Annotated in this window: 21 protein-coding genes; 8 read left to right on the top strand and 13 right to left on the bottom strand. The window is 75.3% G+C overall.

What is annotated here, in order from left to right; translation table 11 throughout:
- Positions 1-76 precede the first annotated feature (76 nt).
- The 3 genes from H3H34_RS08180 to rpmF all read right to left on the bottom strand — a co-directional run bounded on the left by H3H34_RS08180 (position 77) and on the right by rpmF (position 2,368).
- Positions 77-1,057: a beta-ketoacyl-ACP synthase III gene (locus H3H34_RS08180; RefSeq protein WP_194744756.1), complete on the bottom strand. Its 981-nt coding sequence runs from the start codon at positions 1,055-1,057 to the stop codon at positions 77-79.
- Between the two features lie 8 nt (positions 1,058-1,065).
- Positions 1,066-2,088, bottom strand: a complete 1,023-nt coding sequence (plsX, locus tag H3H34_RS08175) for a phosphate acyltransferase PlsX (protein WP_207790859.1) — start codon at positions 2,086-2,088, stop codon at positions 1,066-1,068.
- A gap of 97 nt (positions 2,089-2,185) precedes the next feature.
- Positions 2,186-2,368: a 50S ribosomal protein L32 gene (gene rpmF, locus H3H34_RS08170; RefSeq protein WP_194744754.1), complete on the bottom strand. Its 183-nt coding sequence runs from the start codon at positions 2,366-2,368 to the stop codon at positions 2,186-2,188.
- 311 nt (positions 2,369-2,679) lie between these two features.
- Here rpmF and nagZ point away from each other — a divergent pair, with 311 nt between their 5' ends.
- Entirely contained in the window at positions 2,680-3,777 is a 1,098-nt protein-coding gene (gene nagZ / locus H3H34_RS08165) for a beta-N-acetylhexosaminidase (protein ID WP_328831602.1), read from the top strand.
- Positions 3,774-4,631: a segregation and condensation protein A gene (locus H3H34_RS08160; RefSeq protein ID WP_207790818.1), complete on the top strand. Its 858-nt coding sequence runs from the start codon at positions 3,774-3,776 to the stop codon at positions 4,629-4,631. The genes nagZ and H3H34_RS08160 overlap by 4 nt, the downstream gene beginning before the upstream one ends.
- Here the strand turns inward: H3H34_RS08160 and metC are convergent.
- Together metC and sseA are read right to left on the bottom strand one after the other, a co-directional pair.
- Positions 4,609-5,811 (bottom strand): cystathionine beta-lyase, encoded by a 1,203-nt coding sequence (metC, locus tag H3H34_RS08155; RefSeq protein ID WP_194744753.1) that lies wholly within the window; start codon positions 5,809-5,811, stop codon positions 4,609-4,611. The two genes, H3H34_RS08160 and metC, sit on opposite strands and share 23 nt — an antisense overlap.
- Entirely contained in the window at positions 5,801-6,643 is an 843-nt protein-coding gene (sseA, locus tag H3H34_RS08150; protein ID WP_194744752.1) for a 3-mercaptopyruvate sulfurtransferase, read from the bottom strand. Before sseA ends, metC begins: the two co-directional genes overlap by 11 nt.
- Positions 6,644-6,841: 198 nt before the next feature.
- Between sseA and H3H34_RS08145 the strand changes: the two genes are divergently transcribed.
- On the top strand, positions 6,842-7,636 hold the full coding sequence (locus tag H3H34_RS08145; RefSeq protein WP_194744751.1) for a hypothetical protein: 795 nt from the start codon (positions 6,842-6,844) through the stop codon (positions 7,634-7,636).
- A 271-nt stretch (positions 7,637-7,907) separates the two neighbouring features.
- Positions 7,908-12,641, top strand: coding sequence for an NAD-glutamate dehydrogenase (locus H3H34_RS08140; RefSeq protein WP_194744750.1), 4,734 nt, complete (start codon positions 7,908-7,910; stop codon positions 12,639-12,641).
- 144 nt (positions 12,642-12,785) lie between these two features.
- Here H3H34_RS08140 and H3H34_RS08135 read toward each other — a convergent pair whose 3' ends face one another.
- Positions 12,786-14,426 carry an NAD+ synthase gene (locus tag H3H34_RS08135; RefSeq protein WP_194744749.1) on the bottom strand — a complete coding sequence of 547 codons (1,641 nt, stop codon included), beginning with the start codon at positions 14,424-14,426 and terminating at the stop codon, positions 12,786-12,788.
- Positions 14,427-14,554: 128 nt separating this feature from the next.
- Between H3H34_RS08135 and H3H34_RS08130 the strand changes: the two genes are divergently transcribed.
- Genes H3H34_RS08130 through H3H34_RS08115 form a run of 4 tightly spaced genes read left to right on the top strand, consistent with a single transcriptional unit; the run spans position 14,555 to position 19,151 of the window.
- Complete coding sequence (locus H3H34_RS08130; RefSeq protein WP_194744748.1) at positions 14,555-15,721, top strand: acetyl-CoA C-acetyltransferase; 1,167 nt, start codon at positions 14,555-14,557, stop codon at positions 15,719-15,721.
- A 1-nt stretch (position 15,722) separates the two neighbouring features.
- Positions 15,723-16,640: a crotonase/enoyl-CoA hydratase family protein gene (locus H3H34_RS08125; RefSeq protein WP_194744747.1), complete on the top strand. Its 918-nt coding sequence runs from the start codon at positions 15,723-15,725 to the stop codon at positions 16,638-16,640.
- A complete protein-coding gene (locus H3H34_RS08120) occupies positions 16,633-17,622 on the top strand; it encodes an alpha/beta fold hydrolase (protein ID WP_194744746.1) in 990 nt (329 codons plus the stop codon). The genes H3H34_RS08125 and H3H34_RS08120 overlap by 8 nt, the downstream gene beginning before the upstream one ends.
- Positions 17,619-19,151, top strand: a complete 1,533-nt coding sequence (locus tag H3H34_RS08115; RefSeq protein WP_194744745.1) for a class I adenylate-forming enzyme family protein — start codon at positions 17,619-17,621, stop codon at positions 19,149-19,151. The genes H3H34_RS08120 and H3H34_RS08115 overlap by 4 nt, the downstream gene beginning before the upstream one ends.
- Here the strand turns inward: H3H34_RS08115 and H3H34_RS08110 are convergent.
- The 7 genes from H3H34_RS08110 to H3H34_RS08080 are packed head-to-tail and all read right to left on the bottom strand — an operon-like array spanning position 19,148 to position 24,312.
- A complete protein-coding gene (locus H3H34_RS08110; RefSeq protein WP_194744744.1) occupies positions 19,148-19,516 on the bottom strand; it encodes a hypothetical protein in 369 nt (122 codons plus the stop codon). The genes H3H34_RS08115 and H3H34_RS08110 overlap by 4 nt on opposite strands.
- The gene (locus H3H34_RS08105) at positions 19,516-20,802 is read right to left on the bottom strand and encodes a hypothetical protein (RefSeq protein ID WP_194744743.1); all 1,287 of its coding nucleotides are present in this window, start codon (positions 20,800-20,802) and stop codon (positions 19,516-19,518) included. The genes H3H34_RS08110 and H3H34_RS08105 overlap by 1 nt, the downstream gene beginning before the upstream one ends.
- Complete coding sequence (locus tag H3H34_RS08100) at positions 20,799-21,782, bottom strand: type II secretion system minor pseudopilin (protein WP_194744742.1); 984 nt, start codon at positions 21,780-21,782, stop codon at positions 20,799-20,801. The genes H3H34_RS08105 and H3H34_RS08100 overlap by 4 nt, the downstream gene beginning before the upstream one ends.
- On the bottom strand, positions 21,779-22,381 hold the full coding sequence (locus tag H3H34_RS08095; RefSeq protein WP_194744741.1) for a type II secretion system protein GspJ: 603 nt from the start codon (positions 22,379-22,381) through the stop codon (positions 21,779-21,781). Before H3H34_RS08095 ends, H3H34_RS08100 begins: the two co-directional genes overlap by 4 nt.
- Positions 22,378-22,809 carry a type II secretion system protein gene (locus H3H34_RS08090; RefSeq protein ID WP_194744740.1) on the bottom strand — a complete coding sequence of 144 codons (432 nt, stop codon included), beginning with the start codon at positions 22,807-22,809 and terminating at the stop codon, positions 22,378-22,380. The genes H3H34_RS08095 and H3H34_RS08090 overlap by 4 nt, the downstream gene beginning before the upstream one ends.
- A complete protein-coding gene (gene gspG / locus H3H34_RS08085; protein WP_194744739.1) occupies positions 22,784-23,218 on the bottom strand; it encodes a type II secretion system major pseudopilin GspG in 435 nt (144 codons plus the stop codon). The genes H3H34_RS08090 and gspG overlap by 26 nt, the downstream gene beginning before the upstream one ends.
- The gene (locus tag H3H34_RS08080) at positions 23,218-24,312 is read right to left on the bottom strand and encodes a type II secretion system F family protein (RefSeq protein WP_194744738.1); all 1,095 of its coding nucleotides are present in this window, start codon (positions 24,310-24,312) and stop codon (positions 23,218-23,220) included. Before H3H34_RS08080 ends, gspG begins: the two co-directional genes overlap by 1 nt.
- Positions 24,313-24,317 lie beyond the last annotated feature (5 nt).

The raw sequence follows: 24,317 nt of genomic DNA, 5'->3' as shown, positions 1-24,317 counted from the left end.
TAACCTGCGGGGGTGACGGGGGAAAGATGGGGCGACGGGGAAGGCGCGGGGGGCGCGAAGAAAGGCGGAAGCTGTTTCAGACGCGCAACAGCGCTGCACCCCAGGTGAAGCCGCCGCCCATCGCCTCAAGCAGGCAGAGCTGGCCTTCGCGGATGCGGCCGTCGCGCACGGCGGCATCGAGCGCGAGCGGGATGGAGGCGGCGGACGTGTTGGCGTGCTCGTGGACGGTGACGACGACGCGCTCCATGGGAAGCCCGAGCTTCCGGGCGGTTGCCTCGATGATGCGGAGGTTGGCCTGGTGGGGGACGACCCAGTCGATCGCGGCGATGGGAAGGCCGGTCTCCTCGAGCACCTCGTGGCAGACGCTGGCGAGGTTGTGGACGGCGTGGCGGAACACCTCGCGGCCGGCCATGCGGAGCTTGCCGACGGTGCCGGTGGAGCCGGGGCCGCCATCGACGTGGAGGAGGCCCTCGTGGCGCCCGTCGGCGTGGAGGCGGATGGCAAGCAGGCCGCGGGCTGCGCGGACGTCGTCGGCCTCGGGCGGGTCGCGGCGCTCGAGGACGACGGCGCCGGCGCCGTCGCCGAAGAGGACGGCGGTCGAACGGTCCTCCCAGTCGAGGAGCCGGCTGAAGGTCTCGGCGCCGATGACGAGGGCGCGGGTGGCCTGGCCGGCGCGGAGCATCGAGTCGGCGACGCCAAGCGCATAGACGAAGCCGGAGCAGACCGCGGCGACGTCGAAGGCGGGGCCGCCGGCGATGCCGAGCCGGGCCTGGACCCGGACGGCGGTGGCCGGGAAGGTGAGGTCGGGGGTGGCGGTGGCGACGAGGACGAGGTCGATCGCCTGCGGCGGGAGGCCTGCGGCGGCGAGTGCGGCGGCGGCGGCCTCGGTCGCGAGGTCGGCCGTCGTGGTGGAGGCGTCGGCGATTCGGCGGGCGACGATTCCGGTGCGCTCGCGGATCCAGGCGTCCGACGTGTCGAGGCGGGCGGCGAGGTCGTCGTTGGTGACGCGGGTGGCGGGAAGGGCGCTGCCGGTGCCGAGGAGGACGCTGCGCGGCATGGAAGGGCTCAGGCCGCGTTGGCCGCGCCGGCGGACGGCAGGTGGGCGCGGACATTCTCCATGTCGGCGCGGATCCGGCCGAGGATGTTGTCGGCGACGAGATCGCGGGCGACGCAGATGGCGTTGGCGAAGCCGCGCGTGTCGGCGGCGCCGTGGCTCTTCACGACGACGCCGTTGAGGCCGAGGAAGACCGCGCCGTTGTGGTTGTTGGGGTCGAGCTGGTCCTTCAGTGCCCGGAGCGCCGGGCGGGAGAGGAGCGCGCCGAGGCGGGTGAGCCAGGAGGCGCGGTAGGCGCGGGCGAGAAGCCCGGTGACGAGCTTCGCCGTGCCCTCGGCCGTCTTGAGCGCAATGTTGCCGGAGAAGCCGTCGGTCACGACCACGTCGACCTGGCCCTGGCCGATGCCGTTCCCTTCGACGAAGCCGGCGAACTCGAGCGGGAGGTCGGTGGCAGCGGCGCGGAGCAGGCGGGCGGCCTCCTTCAGTTCCCCGGTGCCCTTCATGTCCTCCTCGCCGATGTTGAGAAGGGCGACGCGCGGCCGGGGGAGCGCGAGCACCGTGCGGGCGAAGGCCGCGCCCATGACCGCGAACTGGACGAGGTTGTCGGCATCGCACTCGGTGTTGGCACCAAGGTCGAGGACGACCGAATCCGAGCGCATGGTGGGCATGAGGGCGACGAGCGCCGGGCGCTCGATTCCGGCAAGGGTGCGCAGCGCGATCTTGGCCATGGCCATGAGCGCGCCGGTGTTGCCGGCGGACACGGCAGCGGCCGCCTCGCCCGCCTTCACCGCCTCGATCGCCTGGCCCATGGAAGTGGTGCGCGCCCGGCGGATGGCCTGGCTCGGCCGGTCGGTGCCGAGGACCACGCCTTCGACCGGCACGACCTCCGCCTCGGCGGCCACCTTCGGCGCGCGCGCGAGCGCAGCGCGGATGGGCGCTTCCTGGCCGTAGAGGCGGAAGCGCAGGTCCGGGTAGCGCTGGCGGGCGATCTCGGCCCCGGCGAGCACCACCTCCGGGCCGTGGTCTCCGCCCATGCAGTCGAGCGCGAGGACGTGGGTCACGCCCGGGCCCGGGTGCGGCGGGGGGCAGGCGGACGGCGCGCCGCGGAAGCCACGCGCACGGCGGCGGCCGTCAGGCCTCGGGCTGGGCGAGGACCTCGCGGCCGTCGTAGAAGCCGCAGGCCGGGCAGACGTGGTGCGGCAGCTTGAGCTCGCCGCAGTTGGAGCATTCGACCGCGAGCACCGGCTTCAGCGCGTGGTGGCTGCGCCGCATGTTGCGCCGCGAGGGCGAGGTCTTGCGCTTGGGAACGGCCATCGGGCACCTTCGAGAACCTGAACCTTCGGGCGGGACGCCCTGCGCCGGCCGGGTGCCCGGCTGGCGGAATCGAGCGCGCTTTCATAATGGAACCGCGCGCGGATGCAAGACCGGGGCGGGCGGCGGGCGCGCCGGACGGGGGCACGGCGGGCGGGGGCACGGCGGGCGGGGGCGCGGCGGGCGGACCGGGTGTGGCGGAACGGGTGTGGCGGAACGGTGGAAGGGGTGAGGGTGGAAGGCGGGCAGGTGCGCGGCGGCGGCAGGCGGCAGGGCGGCAGGGCGCCGGGGCAGGCGGGCCGGGAGCGCAGCCGGTGATCCCGGCGATCTTCGGGCTTTCCGGACCGGTGCTGACGGCCGACGAGCGCGCCTTCCTCAAGGCCTGCCGGCCGGCCGGCTACATCCTCTTTCGCCGCAACATCGGCACGCCCGAGGAGGTGCGGGCGCTGACCGATTCGCTCCGCGCCCTCCATGGCGATGCGCGCCTGCCCATCCTCATCGACCAGGAGGGCGGGCGGGTGGCCCGCCTGCCCTCCCCGCCGTGGCCGGCCTTCCCGGCCGCCGCGCGCTTCGCCGAGGCCTGGGACCGGGCGCCGGCGACCGCCATGGCGGCCGCGCGCGCCAATGCCGAGGCGATCGCCCGGACGCTCCTCGCGCTCGGCATCACGGTCGACTGCCTGCCGGTGCTCGACGTGCCGGTGCCCGGCGCCGACCCGGTGATCGGCGACCGGGCGCTGGGCCGCGAGCCGCTCCAGGTGGCGGCGCTCGGCCGTGCGGTGCTCGACGGGCTCCAGGCCGGCGGCGTGGTGGGCGTGGTGAAGCACGTGCCGGGCCATGGCCGGGCGACGGCCGACTCGCACCTCGCGCTGCCCGTGGTGACGGCGAGCGCGGAGGCGCTCGAGGCCGACCTCGCCCCCTTCGTGCGGCTGGCGGATGCGCCGATGGCGATGACCGCGCATGTCGTCTACGCCGCCTGGGACGGGGAGCTCTGCGCCTCGCTCTCGCCGACGGTGGTGGGCGAGGTGATCCGCGGGCGGATCGGTTTTGACGGACTCCTGATGTCGGACGATCTCGGCATGGCGGCGCTCGCCAGCCAGCCGGGCGGAGAGACCATGGGTGGCCGCGCGGCGGGGGTGCTGGCGGCCGGCTGCGACGTGGCGCTGCACTGCTCGGGCGTACTGGCCGAGATGGAGGAGGTGGCCGCAGCCGTGCCGGAGATGGGCGAGGCCGCCCGCGCCCGCCTTGCCCGTGCGATGGCCTGGGCGGAGCGGCCGTGGCGCGGGGCCGAGGCCGGGGCGGGCGAGCCGGGGAGGGAGGCGGACGGGGTCGCGCCGACGGTGTCCGCGCTTCTTGCCCGGCGCGACGCGCTGCTGGCCGCTGCCGGGGTTCCGGGCGCGGACGCGCGCGCGTGAGCGGGGCGGCGGGCGCGGGCGTGGGGGCGCAGCAGCGCGGGGCCGACCCGGCGGGGCCGGCGGCTTCCGGAGGGGACGGTGCGGGGGACGGCGGCGCGTCCGGAGGGGGTGGCGCGGCGGCGGCCGACGAGGTGCTCCACGTCTCGCTCGCGCAGTGGGAGGGGCCGCTCGACCTCCTTCTCGCGCTCGCCCGGGCGAACCGGGTGGACCTTGCCGCAATCCCGATCCTGCCGCTCGTCGACCAGTATCTCGCCTTCATCGCCCGCGCCCGGGCGCTCCGGATCGAGCTTGCCGCCGACTATCTGGTGATGGCGGCGTGGCTCGCCTACCTCAAGTCGGCGCTCCTCCTGCCGAAGCCGGCGCCCGAGGAGGCCGATGCCGAGGCGATGGCGGAGCGGCTGCGCTGGCGCCTTGCCCGGCTCGGGGCGATGCGCGAGGCGGCCGCCAAGCTCCTTGCCCGCGATCTCCTTGGCCGCGACGTCTTTGCGCGCGGCGCGCCCGAGGGGCTTCGCCGGGTGACGAAGGCGCGGGTGGAGGCGAGCCTCTACGAGCTCCTGGCCGCCTATGGCGCGATCGCCGGGCGGCGCGAGCGGGGCAGCTGGGCGCCGCCGGCGCGGCCCGAGCTCATGACGCTGGAGGAGGCGCTCGCGCGGGTCGAGCGCCTGCTCGGGGAGCGGCTGGACTGGACGGTGCTGGCCGAGTTTCTGCCCGAAGGCCTCGACGGCGCGGCGCGGCGCGGGGCGCTGGCGGCCGGGCTTGCCGCTGCGCTCGAGCTGGTGCGGCAGGGCCGGGCGGAGCTTGCGCAGGCAGGGGCCTTCGCGCCGCTCTTCGTCAGGCCGAGGCGGGCGGACTGACGCGGTCGAGCGCGGCGGCGAGGTCGGCGATGAGGTCGGCCGGGTCTTCGAGACCGATCGAGACACGGAAGCGGGCCCCGGCGGGCGGCGGGGCGAGGCGCCGGTGCGGGCGGGCCGGGACGATGAGCGATTCGAAGCCGCCCCAGGAGTAGCCGAGGCGGAAGTGGTGCATGGGGTCGCAGAAGCGGGCGGCGATGTCGGGGCCGTCGACCGCGAGTTCGAAGGCGAAGACGCCGGAGCTTCCGGTGAAGTCGCGCCGGAAGCGCGCGTGGCCGGGGCAGGAGGGAAGCGCCGGGTGGAGGACGCGGGTGACGAGCGGCTGCTCGGCGAGCCAGCGGGCGACCGCAAGCGCCGAGGCGGCGTGGCGCGCGAGGCGGACGCCGAGCGTGCGGTAGCCGCGCAGCGCAAGCGCGGCATCGTCGGCCGAGACGCACTGGCCGAGCGCATGGGCGGTGCGGCGGAGCTGCGGCAGCAGCGCGGGGGTGGCCGAGACCGCGCCCATGAGGAGGTCGGAATGGCCGCCGACATATTTGGTCAAGGACTGCATGACCATGTCGCAGCCGGCGGCGATGCCCTTGAACACCCAGGAGGCGGCCCAGCTGTTGTCGAGGAGGGTGGTGACGCCGGCCGAGCGGGCGGCAGCGGCAAGGCCGGGGACGTCCTGGACCTCGAACGTCATGGAGCCCGGGCTCTCGAGGAGGAGGAGGGCGGTCCCGGGGCGGAACAGGCGGGCGATGCCCGCGGCGTCGAGGAGCGGATCGTAGACGTCGGCGGCGATGCCATGGTCCCGGGCGAAGCCGAGGACGAAGCTGGCGGTGGGCTCGTAGGCGCTGTCGGGAATGAGGACGTGGCTGCCGGGCCGGCAGACGGCGAGGATGGCAGTGGCGAGCGCCGCGACGCCCGAGGGGAAGAGGAGGGTGCCGGCCGCGCCCGGCTCGAGCGCGGTCAGCGCCTCGGCGAGCGCCCAGTGGGTGGGGGTGCCGCGGCGGCCGTAGTAGAGGCGCGTATCCGGCGCGCGGGCGGCGGCCTCCATCTCGGCAACCGAGGCGTAGACGACGGTGGAGGCGCGGTAGACCGGCGGGCTGACGATGCCGTGCGTCCACTCCGGGCGGCGGCCGGCGGCCGCGAGCGCGGTTTCGGGCGAAGGCGGGCGGTGCGGGTCGTGCCCGTCAGTCGGCACCGGTGACGACCGGCGTGTCGGGCTGGCTGCCCCATTCGGCCCAGCTGCCGTCGTAGAGGGCGGGCGCGGGCGCGCCGAGGAGCGTGGCAGCGAACACGATGGTGGCGGCAGTGACGCCGGAGCCGCAGGTGGCAACCAGGGGCTTCAGCGGATCGATGCCGGCGGCGGCGAAGGCGGCGGCGAGGCCCTCGCGGTCCCTGTAGCGGCCGTCCTCGCGGAACAGGGTTGCGTAGTGGAGGTTGCGCGCGCCGGGCATGTGGCCAGGGCGCAGGCCCGGGCGCGGCTCGGGCTCGGTGCCGGCGAAGCGGCCGGGCGAGCGGGCATCGGCGATCTGGGCGGCGCCGGTCTTGAGGAGCTCGCGCATGGCGGCAAGATCACGGACGCCGCTGCGGTCTTCCCAGGCGGTGAAGTGGCGGTGGCGGACGACCGGCCGGCCGCTCTCGAGCGCGCCGCCGGCGGCCTTCCACGCCTCGAGCCCGCCGTCGAGCACGGCGACCGCATGGGCGCCGAAGACGCGGAACATCCACCAGGCCCGCGCCGCCGAGCGGAGCGGGGAGTTGTCGTAGACCACGATGCGGCTGCCGTCGCCAAGGCCGAGCGCCTGGGCGCGGCTGGCGAACTTCTCCGGCGGCGGCAGCATGTGCGGGTAGGGGCTCGAAAGATCGGCCACCTCGTCGAGGTCGAGGAAGACGGCGCCGGGGATGTGGCCGGCCTCGTACTCGGCGCGCGCGGAGCGGCCGTGCTCGGGGAGGAAGACGGTTGCGTCCACCACCCGGAGGTCGCTCGCGTGGAGCTCCTGCCGGAGCCATTCGGCGCTGACGAGATGATCCATGCCCTGCCCGCTTCTGCGCTTCACCGGGGCGCTGGCGCGCCCATGGCCCGCCTTAGCGGCGCCCTTCCTGCGCCACAAGCGGGCCGGCCCCCGCAACTTCCGCCGGCCGCTGCCGTGAAGCGGTTCTGGACCACGGCGCCTCGCGCAACGGGCGCTGCGGCCAGGTCGCGGCAGGCGAGGCGGAGAGGCGGTCCGGCCATGGACCAGACGGAGCAGGAGCGGGAGCGAGAGCGGGTGGTGCCAGGGCCGGTAGCGCGCAGGCGGGCAGGGCCGGAGCGGGCTGGGCCGGAGCGGGCAGGGCCGGAGCGGGCAGGGCCGGGCGCAGGCGCGGGCCGCGAGGCTGGCCCCTGGCCGCGCGGCCAGCGCCACGGACCGCACGCCGACTCCTCGCCCGCCGACCCAGGGGCGCTCGCCCTGCCGCCCGTTGCAATGCCGGTCCTCGGGCTCGAGCGCCGGCTGGTTCGGCGGGCGGAAGCCGTGTGGGAGCAGCTCCGCCCGGCCGGCAGCCTCCCGCCCGCCGCCGCCATCCACGCCTTCGAGACTCCGCTCTTCGCCGAAAGCGCCGCCCTCTTCGCCCTGCCGCCCCACCCGCTCGCCCCCGACTGCCCCCACCCCCGGATCCTCCGCATCGGCACGCGCCTCGGCGAGCTCGGCCTCGTCGAACCCGGCCCCGTCGCCCCCGACACCGCGCCAGCCGCAACGGTCGCCGCACGGCTCGCCGCCATGGTCGCCCGCGCGGTCGCCGAAGGCGCCCCCGTGGTGGTCGAGATCGACACCACCGCCGCCGGCCCGCGCAGCGGCGGCGCGGACAGCCGCCGCGGCATCCTGCTCCGGGCGATCGCGCTGCCCTTCGCGCCACCCCCGCGCGAGGCCCCGGCCGGGCACCTCGCGGTGGTGGTGGCCTCGTGGCGCACGCTCCTCTCCGCGGAGGAGACCGCCGACCTCCAGCGCGAGCTGGCCGCGGCGATGGAGTGGCTGCGCGGCACCCACTGAGCCGCCGCGCCGGCGGGCCGGCGCGGGAAGCGGCGGGCAGGGGGCGCGGGGGCGCGGGGGTGCGGGGGTGCGGGGGCGCGGAGGGCCGGGGGCAGGACCAGGGGAGGAGCGCAGGAGAAGGCGCGAGCGGGGAGGGACGCGGGCGCGTTGAACCCGCCCGCCGGCTGGCCTAAGGCGCCTGTGCCCCCTCTGGCCGCAGGGCCGGAACGGGGCGGAGACAGGGCGGCGGGAGAGCCCGGACCGGCCGAGCCGGAATCAGGAGAGCCCGGAGATGGCGAGCACGGCACCCGGCAGCGAAGACGGCTCCGCACGCCGCGACCCCCGGCAAGCGGACGCGGCAGGCGCCGCGGAGGCTGCAGCCGGGGAGGCTGCGGCGGCGGCGGCGGCAGGCGACCCGGAGGGCGCGGCCGACGGGGTCAGGGCGGCGTTCCTCGCCGCGCTCGAGCGCGCCGGCCCGCGCTGCGAGCTCGAGGCGCTCGCGCCCGGCCAGCGCGACCGGCTGCTCGAGCTCGCCTGGGAGACGGCTCGGGTGCGCCAGCCCGGGCAGCACCGGGTGAGCGTGGGAGTGGCCGACGCCGAGGCGGGCCTGCGGCGGATGCCGGTGGTGCTGGTGACCGACGACATGCCCTTTCTCGTCGACTCGGCGACCGGGGCCATCACCCGCGCGGGGCTCGAGATCCACTGCCTCATCCACCCGGTACTCGCCGTCCGGCGCGACGCGCGCGGCCGGATGGTGGCCCTGGGCGAGCCCGGCGACCCGCGCGAATCGGTGGTGGCGATGGACGTGGAGCGGGCGCCGGCCAGGAAGCGCGCGGCGCTCCAGGCCGAGCTCGAGCGCGTCTATGCCGACGTCCGCCTCGCGGTCTCGGACTGGCAGCCGATGCTGGAGCGGCTGCGGCTTGCCGCGCGGCGCCTGAACGACCGGCCGCCGCCGGTGGCGCCGCACGTGCTTGCCGAGACCATCGCCTTCCTCGAGTGGCTGGCGGCGGACAACTTCACCTTCCTCGGCGTGCTGGACGACGCCGGGCCGAAGGGGATCCTCCGCGCGCCCGACCGCTTCCCGCCGCCGGAGCCGCCCGCAGGCGACGCGGCGAACGGGCTCATCGTCTCGAAGTCGCGCCTGGTCTCGACCGTGCACCGCTCCGTGCCCATGGACATGGTGACGGTAAGGCACTTCGACGGCGAGGGTCGGGTGGCGGGCGCGGCCCTGTTCCTCGGGCTCTTCACCTCTGCCGCGCTCAACGAGAGCCCGCGCCGCGTGCCGCTCGTGCGCCGCAAGGTGGCCCATGTGATGGAGCGGCTGGGCTACGACCCGCGCGGCCATGCGGGCAAGGCGCTCGCCCACGTCATCGAGACCTTCCCGAGGGACGAGCTGTTCCAGATCGACGCCGAGCGGCTCCAGGAGATGGCCGAGGGCCTGCTCTCGCTCATCGACCGGCCGCGGCCGCGGCTGTTCCTGAACCTCGACTCCGCCGCCCGCGCGCTCTCGGCGCTGGTCTACATCCCCCGCGACACCTACTCCGCCGAGCTCCGGACGCGGGTGGGACGGCTGCTCGCCGAGGCAAGCGGCGGCACGCTCTCCCGCTATGACGTCGAGCTCCGGAGCGAGGGACTCGCGCGGGTGCACTATGTGCTCCACGACGCGGTCCGGGCTGCCGACGAGGCTGCGCTCAACGCCGCCCTCGAGCAGCTGACGCGCGGCTGGGACGCGGCCGTCGAGACCGCGCTCGCCGAACGCGCGGGGCCGATGCGCGCCGCGCGGCTTGCCATCACCCACGGCCGGGCCTTCTCGGCCGGCTACCGCGCCGAGTTCTCGCCCGCCGAGGCCGCCGAGGACATCCTGCGGCTTGCCGACCTCTCGACGCCTGCCGACCGCGACGTGAAACTCTATGTCCGCGACGGCGACGGCCCGACCACGCTGCGGCTCAAGATCTACCGGCTGGGAGAGGTCATCCCGCTCTCGGACGCGGTGCCGATGCTCGAGAACTTCGGCTTCCGCGTGATCGAGGAAGTGCCGTTCGACCTTGCCGGCGGCGCGATCGGCTGGATCCACGACTTCAGGCTGGAGGGTGCGCCGCGCGGCGAGGACTTCCCCGCCTTCGCCGAACGGCTCGAGCCGGCGCTCGACGCCGTGCTGACGGGGCTCCAGGAGAACGACCCCTTCAACGCCCTCATCCCGGCCGTCGGGCTTTCGGCCGAGGAGGCCAACTGGTTCCGCGCCTGGTTCCGCTATCTCCGGCAGACCGGGGTCTCCTACGGCATCTCGACCGTCGTCGACGTCCTGAAGCGCAACGCGGGGCTCACGCGCGCGCTCGTCGACCGCTTCCGCGCCCGCTTCGGACCCGGGGCCGACCCCGAGGCCGAGGCGGCGGCCGACGCCCGGTTCGGCGAGCTGCTGGCAGGCGTGAGCGCGATCGACGACGACCGCATCCTCTCGCTCTTCCGCGATCTCGTGGCCGCGATGCTGCGCACCAACGCCTTCCTGCCGGGCGGGCCGGAGGCGCTGGCGTTCAAGCTGGACAGCGCACGGATGCCCTGGCTGCCGAAGCCGCGGCCGTGGCGGGAGATCTGGGTCTATTCGCCGAGGGTCGAGGGCATCCACCTGCGCGGCGGCCGGATCGCCCGCGGGGGCTTGCGCTGGTCGGACCGGCGCGACGACTTCCGCACCGAGGTTCTCGGGCTCGTCAAGGCGCAGGTGGTCAAGAACGCCGTCATCGTGCCGACCGGGGCCAAGGGCGGTTTCTACCCGAAGCAGCTGCCCGACCCTGCGAACCGCGAGGCCTGGCTGGCCGAGGGCGAGGAAGCCTACCGCGTCTTCATCCGCGCGCTCCTTTCGGTGACCGACAACCTCGACGCGGAAGGCCGGGTGGTGCCGCCCGCGCACGTGGTGCGCCACGACGGCGACGATCCCTACCTCGTGGTGGCGGCCGACAAGGGCACCGCGACCTTCTCCGACACTGCCAACGCGATCGCCGAGGACGCGGGCTTCTGGCTCATGGACGCCTTCGCGAGCGGCGGCTCGGCCGGCTACGACCACAAGGCCATGGGGATCACCGCCCGCGGCGCCTGGGTCTCGGTGACAAGGCACTTCGCCGAGATGGGCATCGACGTCCAGAAGGACCCCGTGACGGTGGCCGGCGTGGGCGACATGTCGGGCGACGTGTTCGGCAACGGGATGCTGCTCTCGAAGGCGCTGAAGCTGGTGGCGGCCTTCGACCACCGCCACATCTTCCTCGACCCCGACCCCGACCCGGCCGTCGCCTTCGCGGAGCGGCGCCGGCTGTTCCGGCTGCCGCGGTCCTCCTGGGCGGATTATGACGCAGCGAAGCTCTCGAAGGGCGGGGGCGTTTTCCCGCGCACGCAGAAGGCCATTCCGGTCTCGAAGGAAGCGGCTGCCGCGCTCGGGATCGAGCCCGGCCCCCTCGCGCCCTCCGAGCTCATCGCGGCGATCCTGAAGGCGCCGGTCGACCTCCTCTGGTTCGGGGGGATCGGCACCTTCGTCAAGGCCGCCGCCGAGAGCAACGCCGAGGTGGGCGACCGGGCGAACGACGCCCACCGGGTGGACGCGGAGGCGCTCCGCGCGAAGGTGGTGGGCGAGGGAGCCAACCTTGGAGTGACGCAGCGCGGGCGGATCGCCTTCGCCAGCCGGGGCGGGCGGATCAACACCGACTTCATCGACAATTCGGCCGGAGTCGACACCTCGGACAACGAGGTGAACATCAAGATCGCGCTGAAGCGGGAGATGGATGCCGGCCGGCTGGACCGGGAGGCGCGCGACCGGCTGCTCCACGCGATGACGGACGAGGTGGCGCACCTCGTGCTCGCGCACAACGCCGCGCAGACGCTGGCGCTCTCGATCGCCGAGGCCGGAGCGGCGGGCGCGCTGCCCGCCCACCTGCGGCTGATGGCAGCACTCGAGGCGCGCGGCCGGCTCGACCCGGCGCTCGAGCATCTCCCCGATGCGCGCGAGGTGGAGGAGCGGCGCCGCACCGGCCGGGGGCTGACGCGGCCCGAGCTCGCGGTGCTGCTCTCCTACGCCAAGATGGACCTGAAGGAGGCGCTGGTGGCCGCGCCGGTGGTGGACGATCCGCTCGTCGAGGCGGACCTCTTCGCCGCCTTCCCCGCGCCGATGCGCGAGCGCTTCGCCGACGCCATCCGCAGCCACCCCCTGCGCCGCGAGATCATCGCCACCCGGCTTGCGAGCCTGCTCGTCGACCGCGGCGGGCTGACGCTGGCCCACGGGCTTGCCGCCGAGCTTGGCGTCGAGCCGGCGCGGGTGGCCGCAGCCCATGTCGCAGCGCGGCACCTCTTCGCGCTCGATTCGCTCTGGGACCAGATCGGCGCGGCGAAGCTCGCCGAGCCGGTCAGGCTCGCGCTCTATGGCGAGATGGCGCTGGGGCTGCGCGCGCTGGTGGCGGACCTCGCCGTCAGGACCGGGGCCGAACGGCCGAGCGCGCTGGTCCAGCGGCTGGAGGCGCCGCTCGGGCGGATCGAGGCGAAGCTCGACCGGCTGCTCCGCCCCGAGCCGCGCGCACAGGTGGAGGCGGTGAAGGCGCGGCTGGCGGCGCTCGGCACGCCGCCGCGGATCATGGCGCGGATCGCGACGCTCCATGCGCTGACCGGCGCAGTCGGCATCGCGGCGCTGGCGACCGACCTCGGGCTCGACGAGACCAGGGTGGCAACCGCCTACACGCGGCTCGGCGAGGCGCTGGGGCTCGACTGGGCGCGCGGCGCCTCGGCCGCGATCGTCTCGCAGGATGCCTGGGAGCGGCTGCTGCTGGCCGGTGTGGTCAGGAGCTTCGAGACCATGCGGTTCGACCTCATGCGGCGGATCATTCCGGCCGGAGGCGACCCGGAGGCCCGGGTGGAGGCGTGGCTCGCCGCGCACCGGCCGGCCGCCGAGGAACTCGGGCGGATGATCGCGAGCGCGCGCGCCGCGCCGCCGAGCGTGGCGATGGTGGCGCACCTCGCCAACGTGGCCCGGGCGGTGCTGGCGGGCGACTGAGCCCCGGCCGGACCGCGGCGGCGGGGCGGCGGGCCGGCGGGGCGGCGGGCGGCGCGACGGGGGCCGGGGGGCGGCGGGCGGCGCGACGGGGGCGTCCGGACAGGCGCCGGGCCGGCGGGGGCGGCGTGGAGCTGGCCCCGGGGGCTAGCCGGTGCGGAAGGCGTTGGTGATGGGGTAGCGCCGGTCCCGCCCGAAGTTCCGGGGGCCGATCTTCACGCCCGGAGGCGCCTGGCGGCGCTTGTACTCGGCAACATAGAGGAGCCGCTCGACCCGCGCGACGGTTTCGGGGTCGAAGCCGCGGGCGGCGACCTCGGCGGCCGAGAGCTCCTCCTCGACCAGACCCTCGAGGATGGGATCGAGCACGTCATAGGGGGGGAGCGAATCCTCGTCGCGCTGGTTCGCGCGGAGCTCGGCGGTGGGCGGCTTCACGATGACCCGCTCGGGCATGACCGGCCCATCCGGGCCCTGGCCGAGGCGGGGGCGGTGCGCGTTGCGCCAGCGGGCGAGCTGGAACACCGTCGTCTTGTAGGCGTCCTTGAGGACGGAATAGCCGCCGGCCATGTCGCCGTAGAGGGTGGCGTAGCCGACCGACAGCTCGGACTTGTTGCCGGTGGTGACCAGCATGTGGCCGAAGCGGTTGGAAAGCGCCATCAGCGTCACCATCCTGAGGCGCGACTGGATGTTCTCTTCCGCGAGGTCGGGCGGGTGGCCGGCGAAGTGCGGGGCGAGCATCGCGCCGAGCGCGGCGACGCCTGGCTCGATGCCGATGGTGTCGAGCCGGACGCCCAGCAGGCGGGCGCAGGCGGCGGCGTCTTCCACGCTCTCGCGGCTGGTGAAGCGCGAGGGGAGCATGACGCACCAGACACGCGCGGGGCCCAGCGCATCGACCGCGATGGCCGCCGAGAGCGCGCTGTCGATTCCGCCGGAGAGGCCGAGGACGACTCCGGGGAAGCGGTTGCGCGTGACATAGTCCCGCAAGCCGACCAGCATGGCGTGGTAGATTTCCTCGGGGCCGCGGTCGGGGAGATGGATGGGGGCGGGCGCGAAGCCTTCCTCGCGGGACCAGTCGAGGCGGGCGAGGCCCTCCTCCCAGTCGGCCATGCGGGCCATGACCGTGCCATCGGGGTTCAAGGCGAAGCTGCCGCCGTCGAAGACCAGCTCGTCCTGGCCGCCGGTGCGGTTGACGTAGAGGAGGGCAAGGCCGGTCTCGCGCACGCGGGCGCGGGCGAGCGCGAGGCGCCGCTCCTCCTTGCCGATCTCGTAGGGGCTGCCGTTGGGGACGATGAGGAGCTCGGCGCCCATGCGGGCAAGATGCCGGGCGACGGGCGCGGTCCACATGTCCTCGCAGATGGGCAGCCCGAGCTTCACGCCGCGGAAGGGGACCGGATCGGGCAGGCGGCCGGGCTCGAACACGCGCTTTTCGTCGAAGACGCCGTAGTTGGGGAGATCGTGCTTGGTGGAGACGGCGACGACGCGGCCTGCCTCGAGGAGGGCGTAGCCGTTGTGGAGGCCCTGGGGGGTGCGGTGGGGCGTGCCGACGAGGAGGCCCGGGCCGGCGCTGGCCGTGGCGGCGGCGAGGCGCTGGAGCTCGGCTTCGGCGGCCTCGACGAGGGCGGGCTTCATGACGAGGTCTTCGGGCGGGTAGCCGACGAGGGAGAGCTCGGGCGTGACGAGGAGGTCGCAGTCTCCGGCCTGGGCGCGGGCGGCGAGGATGGCATCGGCATTGCCGGTGAGGTCGCCCATGACCGGGTTCATCTGGAAGGCGGCGATGCGGAGGCGGGCCATGGCGGCTGCCTAGGCCATGGGCGGCGGCGGGGAAAGCCGGCCCTTGGCAAAAGCGGGGGGATTGAGGGGAGGCGGCGGGCGGCGCATGGAGGAGCCGCGACCCAGGGGACGAAGCGACGGAGGTGGCGATGGGCGAGGCCTATATCGTGAAGGCGCGGCGGACGGCGGGCGGCCGCAAGGGCGGCAGGCTCCGCGAATGGCACCCGGCGGACCTTGCCGCGCAGGTGCTTGACGATCTCGTCGGCGAGCTTGACCCGGCGATCTTCGAGGACGTGGTGATGGGCTGTGTGGGCCAGTTCGGCCAGCAGTCGACCAACGTGGCCAGGAACGCCGTGCTCGCCTCGAAGCTGCCGGAGAGCGTGCCGGGAACGACGGTCGACCGGCAGTGCGGGAGCTCGCAGCAGGCGCTGCACTTTGCCGCGGCGACCGTGATGGCAGGCGCGATGGACGTGGTGATTGCCGCCGGGGTCGAGAGCATGACGCGGGTGCCCATGGGGCTTCCCTTCAAGCTGGCGCGCGACGCCGGCGCAGGCAGCTACAAGAGCCCGGCGATGGAGCGGCGCTACCCCGGGATCCAGTTCAGCCAGTTCACCGGTGCCGAGATGATCGCCCGGAAATATGATCTTTCGAAGGACGCGCTCGACGCGTTCGGCTTCGGCTCGCAGCAGAAGGCGGCGGCCGCCGCGCGGTCGCGCGCGTTCGACGCCGAGATCGTGGCCGTCGAGGGCGTGGACGCCGAGGGGAACCCGGTGGAGCATCGGGTGGACGAGGGGATCCGCTTCGACGCGACGCTCGAGGCGACGAAGGCGGTCAAGCTCCTCTCCGAAGACGGGCGGCTGACGGCTGCGACCTCGTCGCAGATCTGCGACGGGGCGAGCGGCGTCATCGTGGCGAACGCGGCGGGCCTGAAGAAGCTGGGGCTCGAGCCGATTGCCAGGGTGCACCAGATGACGGTGATCGGCGAGGACCCGGTCATCATGCTGGAGGCGCCGATCAATGCGACGAAGCGGGCGCTCGCGAAGGCGGGCATGACGATCGACGACATCGACCTCTTCGAAGTGAACGAGGCCTTCGCGAGCGTGCCCATGGCGTGGCTGAAGGAGACCGGCGCTGATCCTGCGAAGCTCAACGTGAACGGGGGGGCGATCGCGCTCGGCCACCCGCTCGGTGCCTCCGGCACCAAGCTCATGGCAACGCTCGTCCACGCGCTCCGGGCGCGGGGCAAGCGCTGGGGCCTGCAGACCATGTGCGAGGGCGGCGGGCTTGCCAACGTGACGATCGTCGAGGCGCTCTGAGGTGGGCGCGTTCGAGGAGATCCGCCTCGAGGTGGACGACGGCATCGCGACGCTGACGCTCAACCGCCCGGAGAAGCTCAACGCCTTCACGGGCCGCATGATGCACGAGATGATCGCCGCCTTCGACGAGACGGATGCGCGGGACGACGTGCGGTGCGTGATCGTGACGGGGGCCGGGCGGGCCTTCTGCGCCGGGGCCGACCTTTCGGCAGGGGCCAGGACCTTCGACTATGCCGCGCGCGACGATGCGCTCTCGACGCGGGCGGGGGCGGCGGGCCCGGTCAGGCCCGATGGCACGACCGACTATGCCCACGAGGCGGTGCGCGACGGCGGCGGGCGGGTGACCTTGCGGATCTTCGAGAGCCTGAAGCCGGTGATCGCAGCGGTGAACGGGCCGGCCGTCGGCGTGGGGGTGACGATGCAGCTCCCCATGGACATCCGGCTTGCGTCTGCCGACGCGCGGTTCGGCTTCGTCTTCGCCCGGCGCGGGATCGTGCCCGAGGCCTGTTCGAGCTGGTTCCTGCCGCGGATCGTCGGCATCTCGCAGGCGATGGAGTGGTGCGCGACAGGCCGGATCTTCGGTGCGGAGGAAGCGCGCGCCGGTGGCCTCGTGCGCTCGGTCCATGCGCCGGACGCGCTTCTGCCGGCAGCGCGGGCGCTGGCACGCGAGATCGCCGACAATGCCGCCCCCGTCTCGGTTGCGCTGACCCGGGCGATGCTGTGGCGGATGCTGGGCGCCGACCACCCGATGGAGGCGCACCGGGTGGACAGCCGCGCCATCTGGGCTCGCGGGCGGCAGGCGGATGCCCGGGAGGGGGTGATGAGCTTCCTCGAGAAGCGGCCGCCGCTGTTCCCCGACCGGGTCTCGGCCGACATGCCGGACTTCTTCCCCTGGTGGGAGGAGCGGCCCTATGCCTGAGGCGCGCGCCTCGGGCGTGGCGGAGGAAGGGGGGAGAGCGGACGCACCGGACCTCAGCGCGACCGACGAGCCGTTCCGGCCGGCAGCCGGCGACCCGGCGCTGAACGCGCCGCTGGCCGGGCTCGGCGGCGCGAAGCCGCCGGCGCCGGCCTGGTTCGAAGCGGCGGTGGCCGCCCCCCACGTGCGCGCGCGGGTGATGGTGGAGGGGGCGGAGGTGGAGTGGCTGGCCTGGGGCGAGGAGGGCCGGCCCGGGCTCCTCCTGCTCCACGGCAACGGCGCGAACGCCGACTGGTGGCGCTTCACCGCGCCGCTCCTCGCGGCGGGGGGCCTGCGGGTGGCGGCGCTCTCCTGGTCGGGCATGGGGAACTCGGACCACCGGGCGCGCTACACGACCGGGCTGTTCCTGGCCGAGGCGCTCGCGGCGGCCGAGGCGGCGGGGCTTGGCGAGCGGTTCGCGGTGGCCGGGCACAGTTTCGGCGGGGTGCCGGCCGCAGCGCTCGCCGCGCACCATGCCGACCGGGTGGCGCGCGCGATCATCATCGACACGCCGTTCGGGCTGCTGGGGGACCGGCGGCCGCCGCGCGGGCCGGCGCGGCCGCACCGGGTCTACCCGGACCTTGCGTCTGCGCTTGCGCGCTTCCGCTGGGCGCCGGTGCAGCCTTCGCCCAACCTCTACATCGCCGACTTCATCGCCCGGACCTCGCTCAAGGCCGTGGAGGGCGGCTGGACCTGGAAGTTCGACCCCTTCCTCTGGGAGCATTTCGCCTTTGGCGACGCCAACCGGTGGCTCGCCGGCGCGAGGGCGCCGCTCGACTATGTGTGGGGCGAGCAGTCGCTGCTCGTGGGGGCAGGCGTGGTGGCAGGCGTGCGGGCGCTCGCGCCCGCGGGCACGCGCTTCGTTCCGATCCCGGAGGCGCACCACCATGTGATGGCGGACCAGCCGCTGGCGCTCGTCGCGGCGCTGCGGGCGCTGCTCGCATGAGCGCGCGCGACCTGCCCTTCGTGCCGATGGGGGCGCTGGTGGCAGCGCACGGCCGCGACCGGGCCGAGGCGCCGGCGCTGACGGTGGGCGAGGCAACCTGGAGCTGGGGGCGGCTTGCAGCGCACGCGGCGCGGGTGGCCTCCGCGCTCGCGCGCGAGGGGCTCATGCCGGGCGACGCAGTGGCGACGCTTGCCGGGAGCAGCCATGCGCACGTGGCGCTGTGGCTGGGGGCGCTCATGCGCGGCGTGGCGGTGGCGCCGCTGCCGACCTCGGCGACCGCGGAGCAGCTTCAGGCCATGGTGGCGGACTCGGGCGCGCGGCTGCTGTTCCGCGATGCCGCAGGCGCCGGGATGCTGGCGGGCGCGGAGGTGGCGGTGCGGCAGGTGGCCCTGGACGCGCTCGACGGCTTCCTTGGCGATGCGCCGGCCGAGGCGCCCGTGCCGGAGCTCGATGCGGCCGCGTGGCAGGCGCTGCCGTTCAACATCATCTACTCCTCCGGCACGACCGGGGTGCCGAAGGGGATCGTCCACAGCCACGCCATGCGCTTCGCGCACCTGGTGGGCGGGCGGGCGGCGGGCTATGACGCGAGCGCGGTGACGCTGCTCTCGACGCCGCTCTACTCGAACACGACGCTGGTTGCGGCGCTGCCGACGCTCGCCTGGGGCGGGCACCTCGTGCTGATGCCGAAGTTCGACGCAGGCGAATGGCTCAAGCTTGCCGAGCGGACGCGGGCCACCCACACCATGCTGGTGCCGGTGCAGTACCGGCGGCTGCTCGCCCACCCGGACTTCGACCGGTTCGACCTCTCGGCGCTGAAGACCAAGTTCGCGACCTCGGCGCCGTTCGATGCGGCGCTGAAGCGCGAGGTGCTCGACCGCTTTCCGGGCGGGCTCATCGAATATTACGGCATGACCGAGGGCGGCGGCGGCACCGTGCTGGTGGCGCACGACCACCCGGACAAGCTCCACACCGTGGGCCACCCCATTCCGGGCCACGAGATCCTGCTCATTGGCGAGGACGGGGCGCCGGTGCCGGTGGGCGAGGTGGGCGAGATCGTCGGCCACTCGCCGGCGACCATGCTGGGCTATGCCAACCGGCCCGAGGCGACGGCTGCGACCCAGTGGCGCCACCCGGACGGGCGGATCTTCATCCGGACCGGCGACCTCGGCCGGTTCGACGCCGACGGTTTCCTCGAGATCGTGGGGCGCAGCAAGGACATGATCATCTCGGGCGGGTTCAACGTCTACCCCGCCGACCTCGAGGCGGCGCTCGCTGCCCACCCGGACGTGGAGGAGGCGGCGGTGGTGGGCGCGCCCTCGGCCGAATGGGGCGAGACGCCGGTGGGCTTCGTGGTGCCGCGCGCCGGGGCGGAAGCGGATGCCGAGGCGATTCGCGCCTTTGCCAACGCGCGGCTTGGCAAGGTGCAGCGGCTCTCTGCCGTGCGGCTGGTGGAGGCGCTGCCGCGGAGCGCGATCGGCAAGGTGCTGAAGCGGGAGCTCCGGGAGATGCTCGCGCGCGGGACCGGCTAGCGGCAGGCCCTGAGGCCGGCGACCGCGATGGCGAGCTCGTCGGCACCCGGGCGCTCGAGGCGGAGCACGCCGGAGGCGACGTTGGCCGCCGGCAGGCCGGGCGCGGGCTCGAGGCTGATGTCGAGGGTGACGCGGACGGCGGCGCTGCCGTAGGCGCCGGGCTCGGGAAGGCGCGGGAGCTCGGTCTCGCGGCCGTCAAGCACGAGGCGGAGCGTCTGCCGGGCCTCGGCCAGCATGGCGATGCGCCGCGGCGGCTCGCCCCGCGTCCACAGCACGATGGCGCAGCCCGAGCCGGGGGGGAAGGGCTGCGGCGGAAGCTCGGCGAGATCGGCCGTGGCGGCAAGGAGGGCGGCAAGCGCGAGCATCAGCGGACCTCGAGATCGGCGGCGAGGGTGGAATCGGCGTTGCGGCGGACCTCGACCCGGACGAGCGCGAGGCCCTCGGCCTCGGCCCGGGCGAGAAGGGGGAGGAGGAGGCCTGCGCGGATCGCCGGCAGGCGGGCGGTGGCGGTGCCGTCGGCCCGCGGCTCGACCGTGGGGTCTGCCACGCCGGTCTCGGCGAGGAGGCGGGCGAGCGCCGGGCCGGCGGGGCCGGGCGGGCGGGGGCGGACGGCGGCGAGCCCCTCGGCGTCGCGGCGGACCTCGGCGAGGCGGGCAAACGCGGGTGGCGTGCCTTCCGGCGCGGGCGGGCGCGGGGCGCCGAGCCGCATCACGTCTCCCTGCTGGACGAAGGCGAAGGGGCCTTCTGCGAGGCGGGCGGCGACTGCGTTGATGGGCGCGGCCTCGCCGGCGAGCGTTGCGGCAAGGCCGTCCGTGGCAGTGAAGGCAAGGCGGGCGAGACGGACGCCCGGCTCCGGCTCGAGCGCCGCCATGAGGTGCGCGAGCCGCGGGGCAAGCTCGGGGACGCCGCGTTCGGTCCGCAGGCGGGCGACGGCCGCGGCCGCGGCCTCTGCCGAGTCGAACGGCTGACCGGCAACCCGGGCGGCGATGGCGACGGTGGCTTCGTCGGCGAGACGGGCGGCGGCTGCTGCGCGCAGCCGCTCGGCCACCGGTGGCACGAGGGCGAGGAGGAGGGCGAGGCCGGCGAGGAGGGCGGCCGCGGGACGGAAGCCGGGAGCCTGCCAGAAGGGCCGGCGCGGCGCGAAGCGGCCCTGGAGGAGATCGAGCCCGGCATCGTCGAGCGGGAGGCCGGCAAGCGGCGGCGCGCCGGCGGCGTCTGGAAGGAGGGCCTCGGCGGCTGCGGCGGGGAGGGTGGCGGCGAGCGTCTCGGTGCGGAGCAGCACGCGGTCGCCGAGGCGGGCGGCCGACGTGCCGCCGGGGGGCGGCGGGGGGAGGAGGAGGGCGGCCGGGACGAGCCGGGCGGGCGGCGCGGGCGCGGCGGCAAGGGCGGCCTCGACCGCCTCCGGGTCGGCGATGGCGAGCCAGGCCTCGCCGTCGGGGGCGACCGGGCCGAGCGCGACGTGGGTGGCCTCGGGCGGGGTGGCGGCGAGTTCCGCGGCGAGCGCCTCGGCCTCCGCAGCCCGGGCGCGGGCGCCGGTGGCAGCGAGGCGGACGCGGTGGGCGACGACGCCGTGGGCAAGGACGCCGACGGGCGGCGTGTCCCCCGCCTCGAGGGGGGTGGGGCCTTCGGGGCCGAGGAGGAGGAGGCTCATGCGCCGGGCTCCGGCTGGGCCGCTGCGCCTTCGGGGCCGGGCGCGCGGCGGACGGGGGGACTCCACTCGGCGCGCGCGACCCGGGCGGGAGTCGCGGCGGCATCGAGGAGGAGGCGGCGCTCGACGCGCCAGGCGGGAGTCTCGACCGTCACGACGAGCCGGTACCAGCGGCTGGTGGTGCCGGCGAGGCGGGCGGTCTGGTCGGCGGGATCGTTCGTCTCCCCTTGCTGGCCCCAGAAGTCGGACATGGAGCGGAAGCCGCCCTCGGGGCGGGCGGCGAGCGCGCGCATCGCCCGCTCGCGGGGGAGGCCGAGGGCTTCGAGGAGCGGCAGGTCGGCTTCGGTCAGCGCGTTCACGTTGAAGGGGGCGGCCTCCATGGTGGGGAGGGTGCAGAGGTGGCGGGCGAGGCGGGCGAACACGGGGGCGGGTGCGCCGACGAGCGCCTGCCATTCGGCCGGGTCGACGAGGAGGAGGCCGCGGCCGCCGAGCGCGGCGCGGCTGGCCTCGGCGAGGCGGGCGGCCTCGGCGGGTGCGAGGCCGGCGCTGGCGAGGAGGGTGGCAAGCGACTTCGCCGCGCCGTCGGCGACGCTCGAGGCGGCAAGGGTGTTGAGGTTGAAGCAGGCGGCGGCGTCGGCGAAGCGGAGCGTGACCGCGCGGCCGTCGAGCGCGAGGCGGATGGGGCGGGCGATGGCGGCCGAATCCCGCCCGGCGGTGGCGCGCAGGCGGGCGAGGAGCGCCTGGGCAAGCGCGGTGGCCGAGGTGGCGGCGAACTGGGCGTCGGCGAGGGTGGCGGCCTCGTCGGCGGTGGCGGTGGCGGCGCGCAGGCGGGCGAGGCCGACGGCGGCGAGCCCTGAGAGGAGCGCCAGCATGACGAGGACGGCCATGAGGGCCGCGCCGCGCTCGCGCGCGGGGGCAGGCGCGGCCGGGAGCGCCGGGGGGCGGGCCGGAAGGAGGGAAGGCGGGGCCGGGCGGTGGCTCATGCGGCGACGAGGAAGAGGAGGACGACCGGCGGCCGGCCTTCGGGCACGAGGGTGAGCTCGACGGCGCGGGGCAGGGCCTGGGGTTCGCGCGGCTCCCAGCGGTCGGCGAAGCCCTGGCCGGCATCGACCCGGACGCGGACCTCGCGGATTGCGGCGAGCATCACGTCAGGCGTGGAGGGCGCGCTGCCGTCGACCGCGGGCCAGGACTGGCGGAGCAGGTTCCGGCCGTCATGGCCCCAGGCGATCTTCTGGACCCGCGCGGGCACGCCGGTGACGCCGCCGCGGACGAGGACGAAGCCGGAAGGGGTGAGGGTGAAGGCCTGGAGCCGGTCTCCGGACTGGCCGAGGCTGAGGCGGGGCGCGGCCTGGCCGAGATCGGAGGCAAGGAGCGCGCGGGTGCGCTCGAGCTGCTGGAGGGCGGCGGTTGCCGTCTCGGTGCGGGCGAAGGCCTGGACGGCGGAGCCGGAGACGAGGGTGACGACGGTGGCCACCACGGCGAGGAGGAGGAAGGCGACGAGCACCTCGACGAGGGTGAAGCCGCGCGTGCCGGCGGGGGGCCGGGGGGGCGCGGGCGACGGCAGGCGGGTGGCGCGAGTCATCGCGGGCGGATGACCTCGCGGCGGGCGAGCACCGGGCCGCCCTCGGCCGGGCTCACGCGGATGTCGAGGGTGACGAGGCCGGGGAAGGCCTCGGGCGACGGCGAGGGGCCGGGCACCGTCTCGACCCGGAAGGGGATGCCGCCGTTGACCGACGGGCTGGCGGTGGGGCCGGCCGGGGCGGCGGGGGCAAGGAGGAGGCGGATGGCCTGGTTGTCGGCCTCGATGCGGGCGAGCGTGGTGGCGGTGAGCGCGGAGGCGCTGCGGAGCTGGATGCCCTGGAACTCGACGAGGGCGAGGCCGGCAACCGCCACGAGCGACAGCGCCACGAGCACCTCGACGAGGGTGAAGCCCGCGGTGCCGGCGCGGCGGGGGCCGGGGCGCGGGCCGGTGGGAGCCTGCGGGCTACCAGTTGCCGATGTCGGCGGCATCGCCGTCTCCGCCCTCCTGGCCGTCGGCGCCGAAGGTCCAGACGTCGAACGGGCGGCCGTCGCGGCCGGGCTGGGCATAGTTGTAGGGCCGGCCCCAGGGATCCTCGGGGAGGCGCTTTAAGGGCGCGCCGACGGCGGTGGGCTTCGTCAGGATGGCGAGGCCCTCGGCGGCGTCGGGGTAGCGGCCGGTCTCGAGCCGGTAGAGCTCGAGGCCCTGCTCGATGAGCGCGATGTCGGCCTTCGCCTTCTGGATGCGCGCGGTGTTCTGCGCCGGGAGCACGTTCACCACGACGACGGTGGCAAGGAGGCCGATGATGGCGAGCACGACGAGGAGCTCGACGAGGGTAAAGCCGCGCTCGCGGCGGCGGGCGGCGGGGCGGGGGCGGTGCGGGCGGGGGTGGGGGGGCATCAGGAGGCTCCGATGGCCTGGCTCGCAAGGGCGTTCAGGCGGAGGATGGGAAGGAGGACGGCGAGGATGATGAGCCCGACGACGCCGCCGAGGACGACGATGATGAGGGGCTCGAGGAGCGAGAGGAGGACCCGGCTCCGGTCGGAGAGCTGGCGGTCGATCGCCTGGGCGGCGCTGTCGAGGAGGGGGGCGAGGCGGCCGGAGGCCTCGCCGGAACGGGCGAGGGAGAGGAGGAGGGCCGGCGCGCGGGGGAGGAGGGCGAGCGAGGGGGCGAAGCCTGCACCGGCGCGGACGCGGGCGGCAATCGCCTGGGTGCCCTTCTGCCAGGGGCGGGTGCGCATGGCGGGCGCGACGAGCTGGAGCGCCTCGGCGACCGGGAGGCCGGCGGCGAGCATGACGCCGAGCAGGCGGGCGAAGCGCACGCCCTCAGAGGCGGCGACGAAGCCGCCAATGACGGGGGTGGCGATGAGGGCCCTGTCGAGCCGGGCGCGGCCGCCTTCGCGGCGGCGGGCGACCAGGACGGCAAGCAGGCCGGCGAGGATGAGGAGGCCGAGCACCCAGCCCCAGCTGCGCAGCAGCGCGGAGGCGCCGAGGATGAGGCGGGTGACGAGGGGGAGCTCGGCGCCGGCCTCGGCATATTGTTCGGCGATTCCGGGGACGACGAAGACGAGCATGCCGACGATGACCGAGACGGCGACGAGGACGAGGAGCGCGGGGTAGGCAAGCGCGGCAAGGAGCTTCGAGCGGAGCGCGAGCTCGGCCTCGAGCGTGTCGGCGAGGCGCTGGAGGAGGAGGGGAAGGCGGCCGGAGGCCTCGCCGGCGGCGACGGTTGCCCGGATGTCGGGCGGGAAGGCGGCAGGGGGGAGGGCGTGGGCGAGGCTGTGGCCGGCCTTCACCTGCCGGTTGACCTCGGCGAGGACGGCCTGGGTGCGGGGCTTCGCCGGCTGGCGGGCGAGCGTGTCGACGGCATCCGAGACCGGCATGACGGCAACCAGCGTGGCGAGCTCGCGCACGAGGGCGGCGCGGTCTGCGGCCGAGAGGCGGGCGCCAGCGCCGGGGCGGGCGAGGCGGGGAAGGGTGGCAGGGGCGTTCATGGGGC

This window comes from Thermaurantiacus tibetensis, from assembly GCF_015354055.1.
In the GTDB taxonomy this organism is placed as follows: domain Bacteria; phylum Pseudomonadota; class Alphaproteobacteria; order Sphingomonadales; family Sphingomonadaceae; genus Thermaurantiacus; species Thermaurantiacus tibetensis.
Note: the sequence above shows the minus strand (reverse complement) of the source record. Positions and strands in the feature narration are given on the sequence as shown.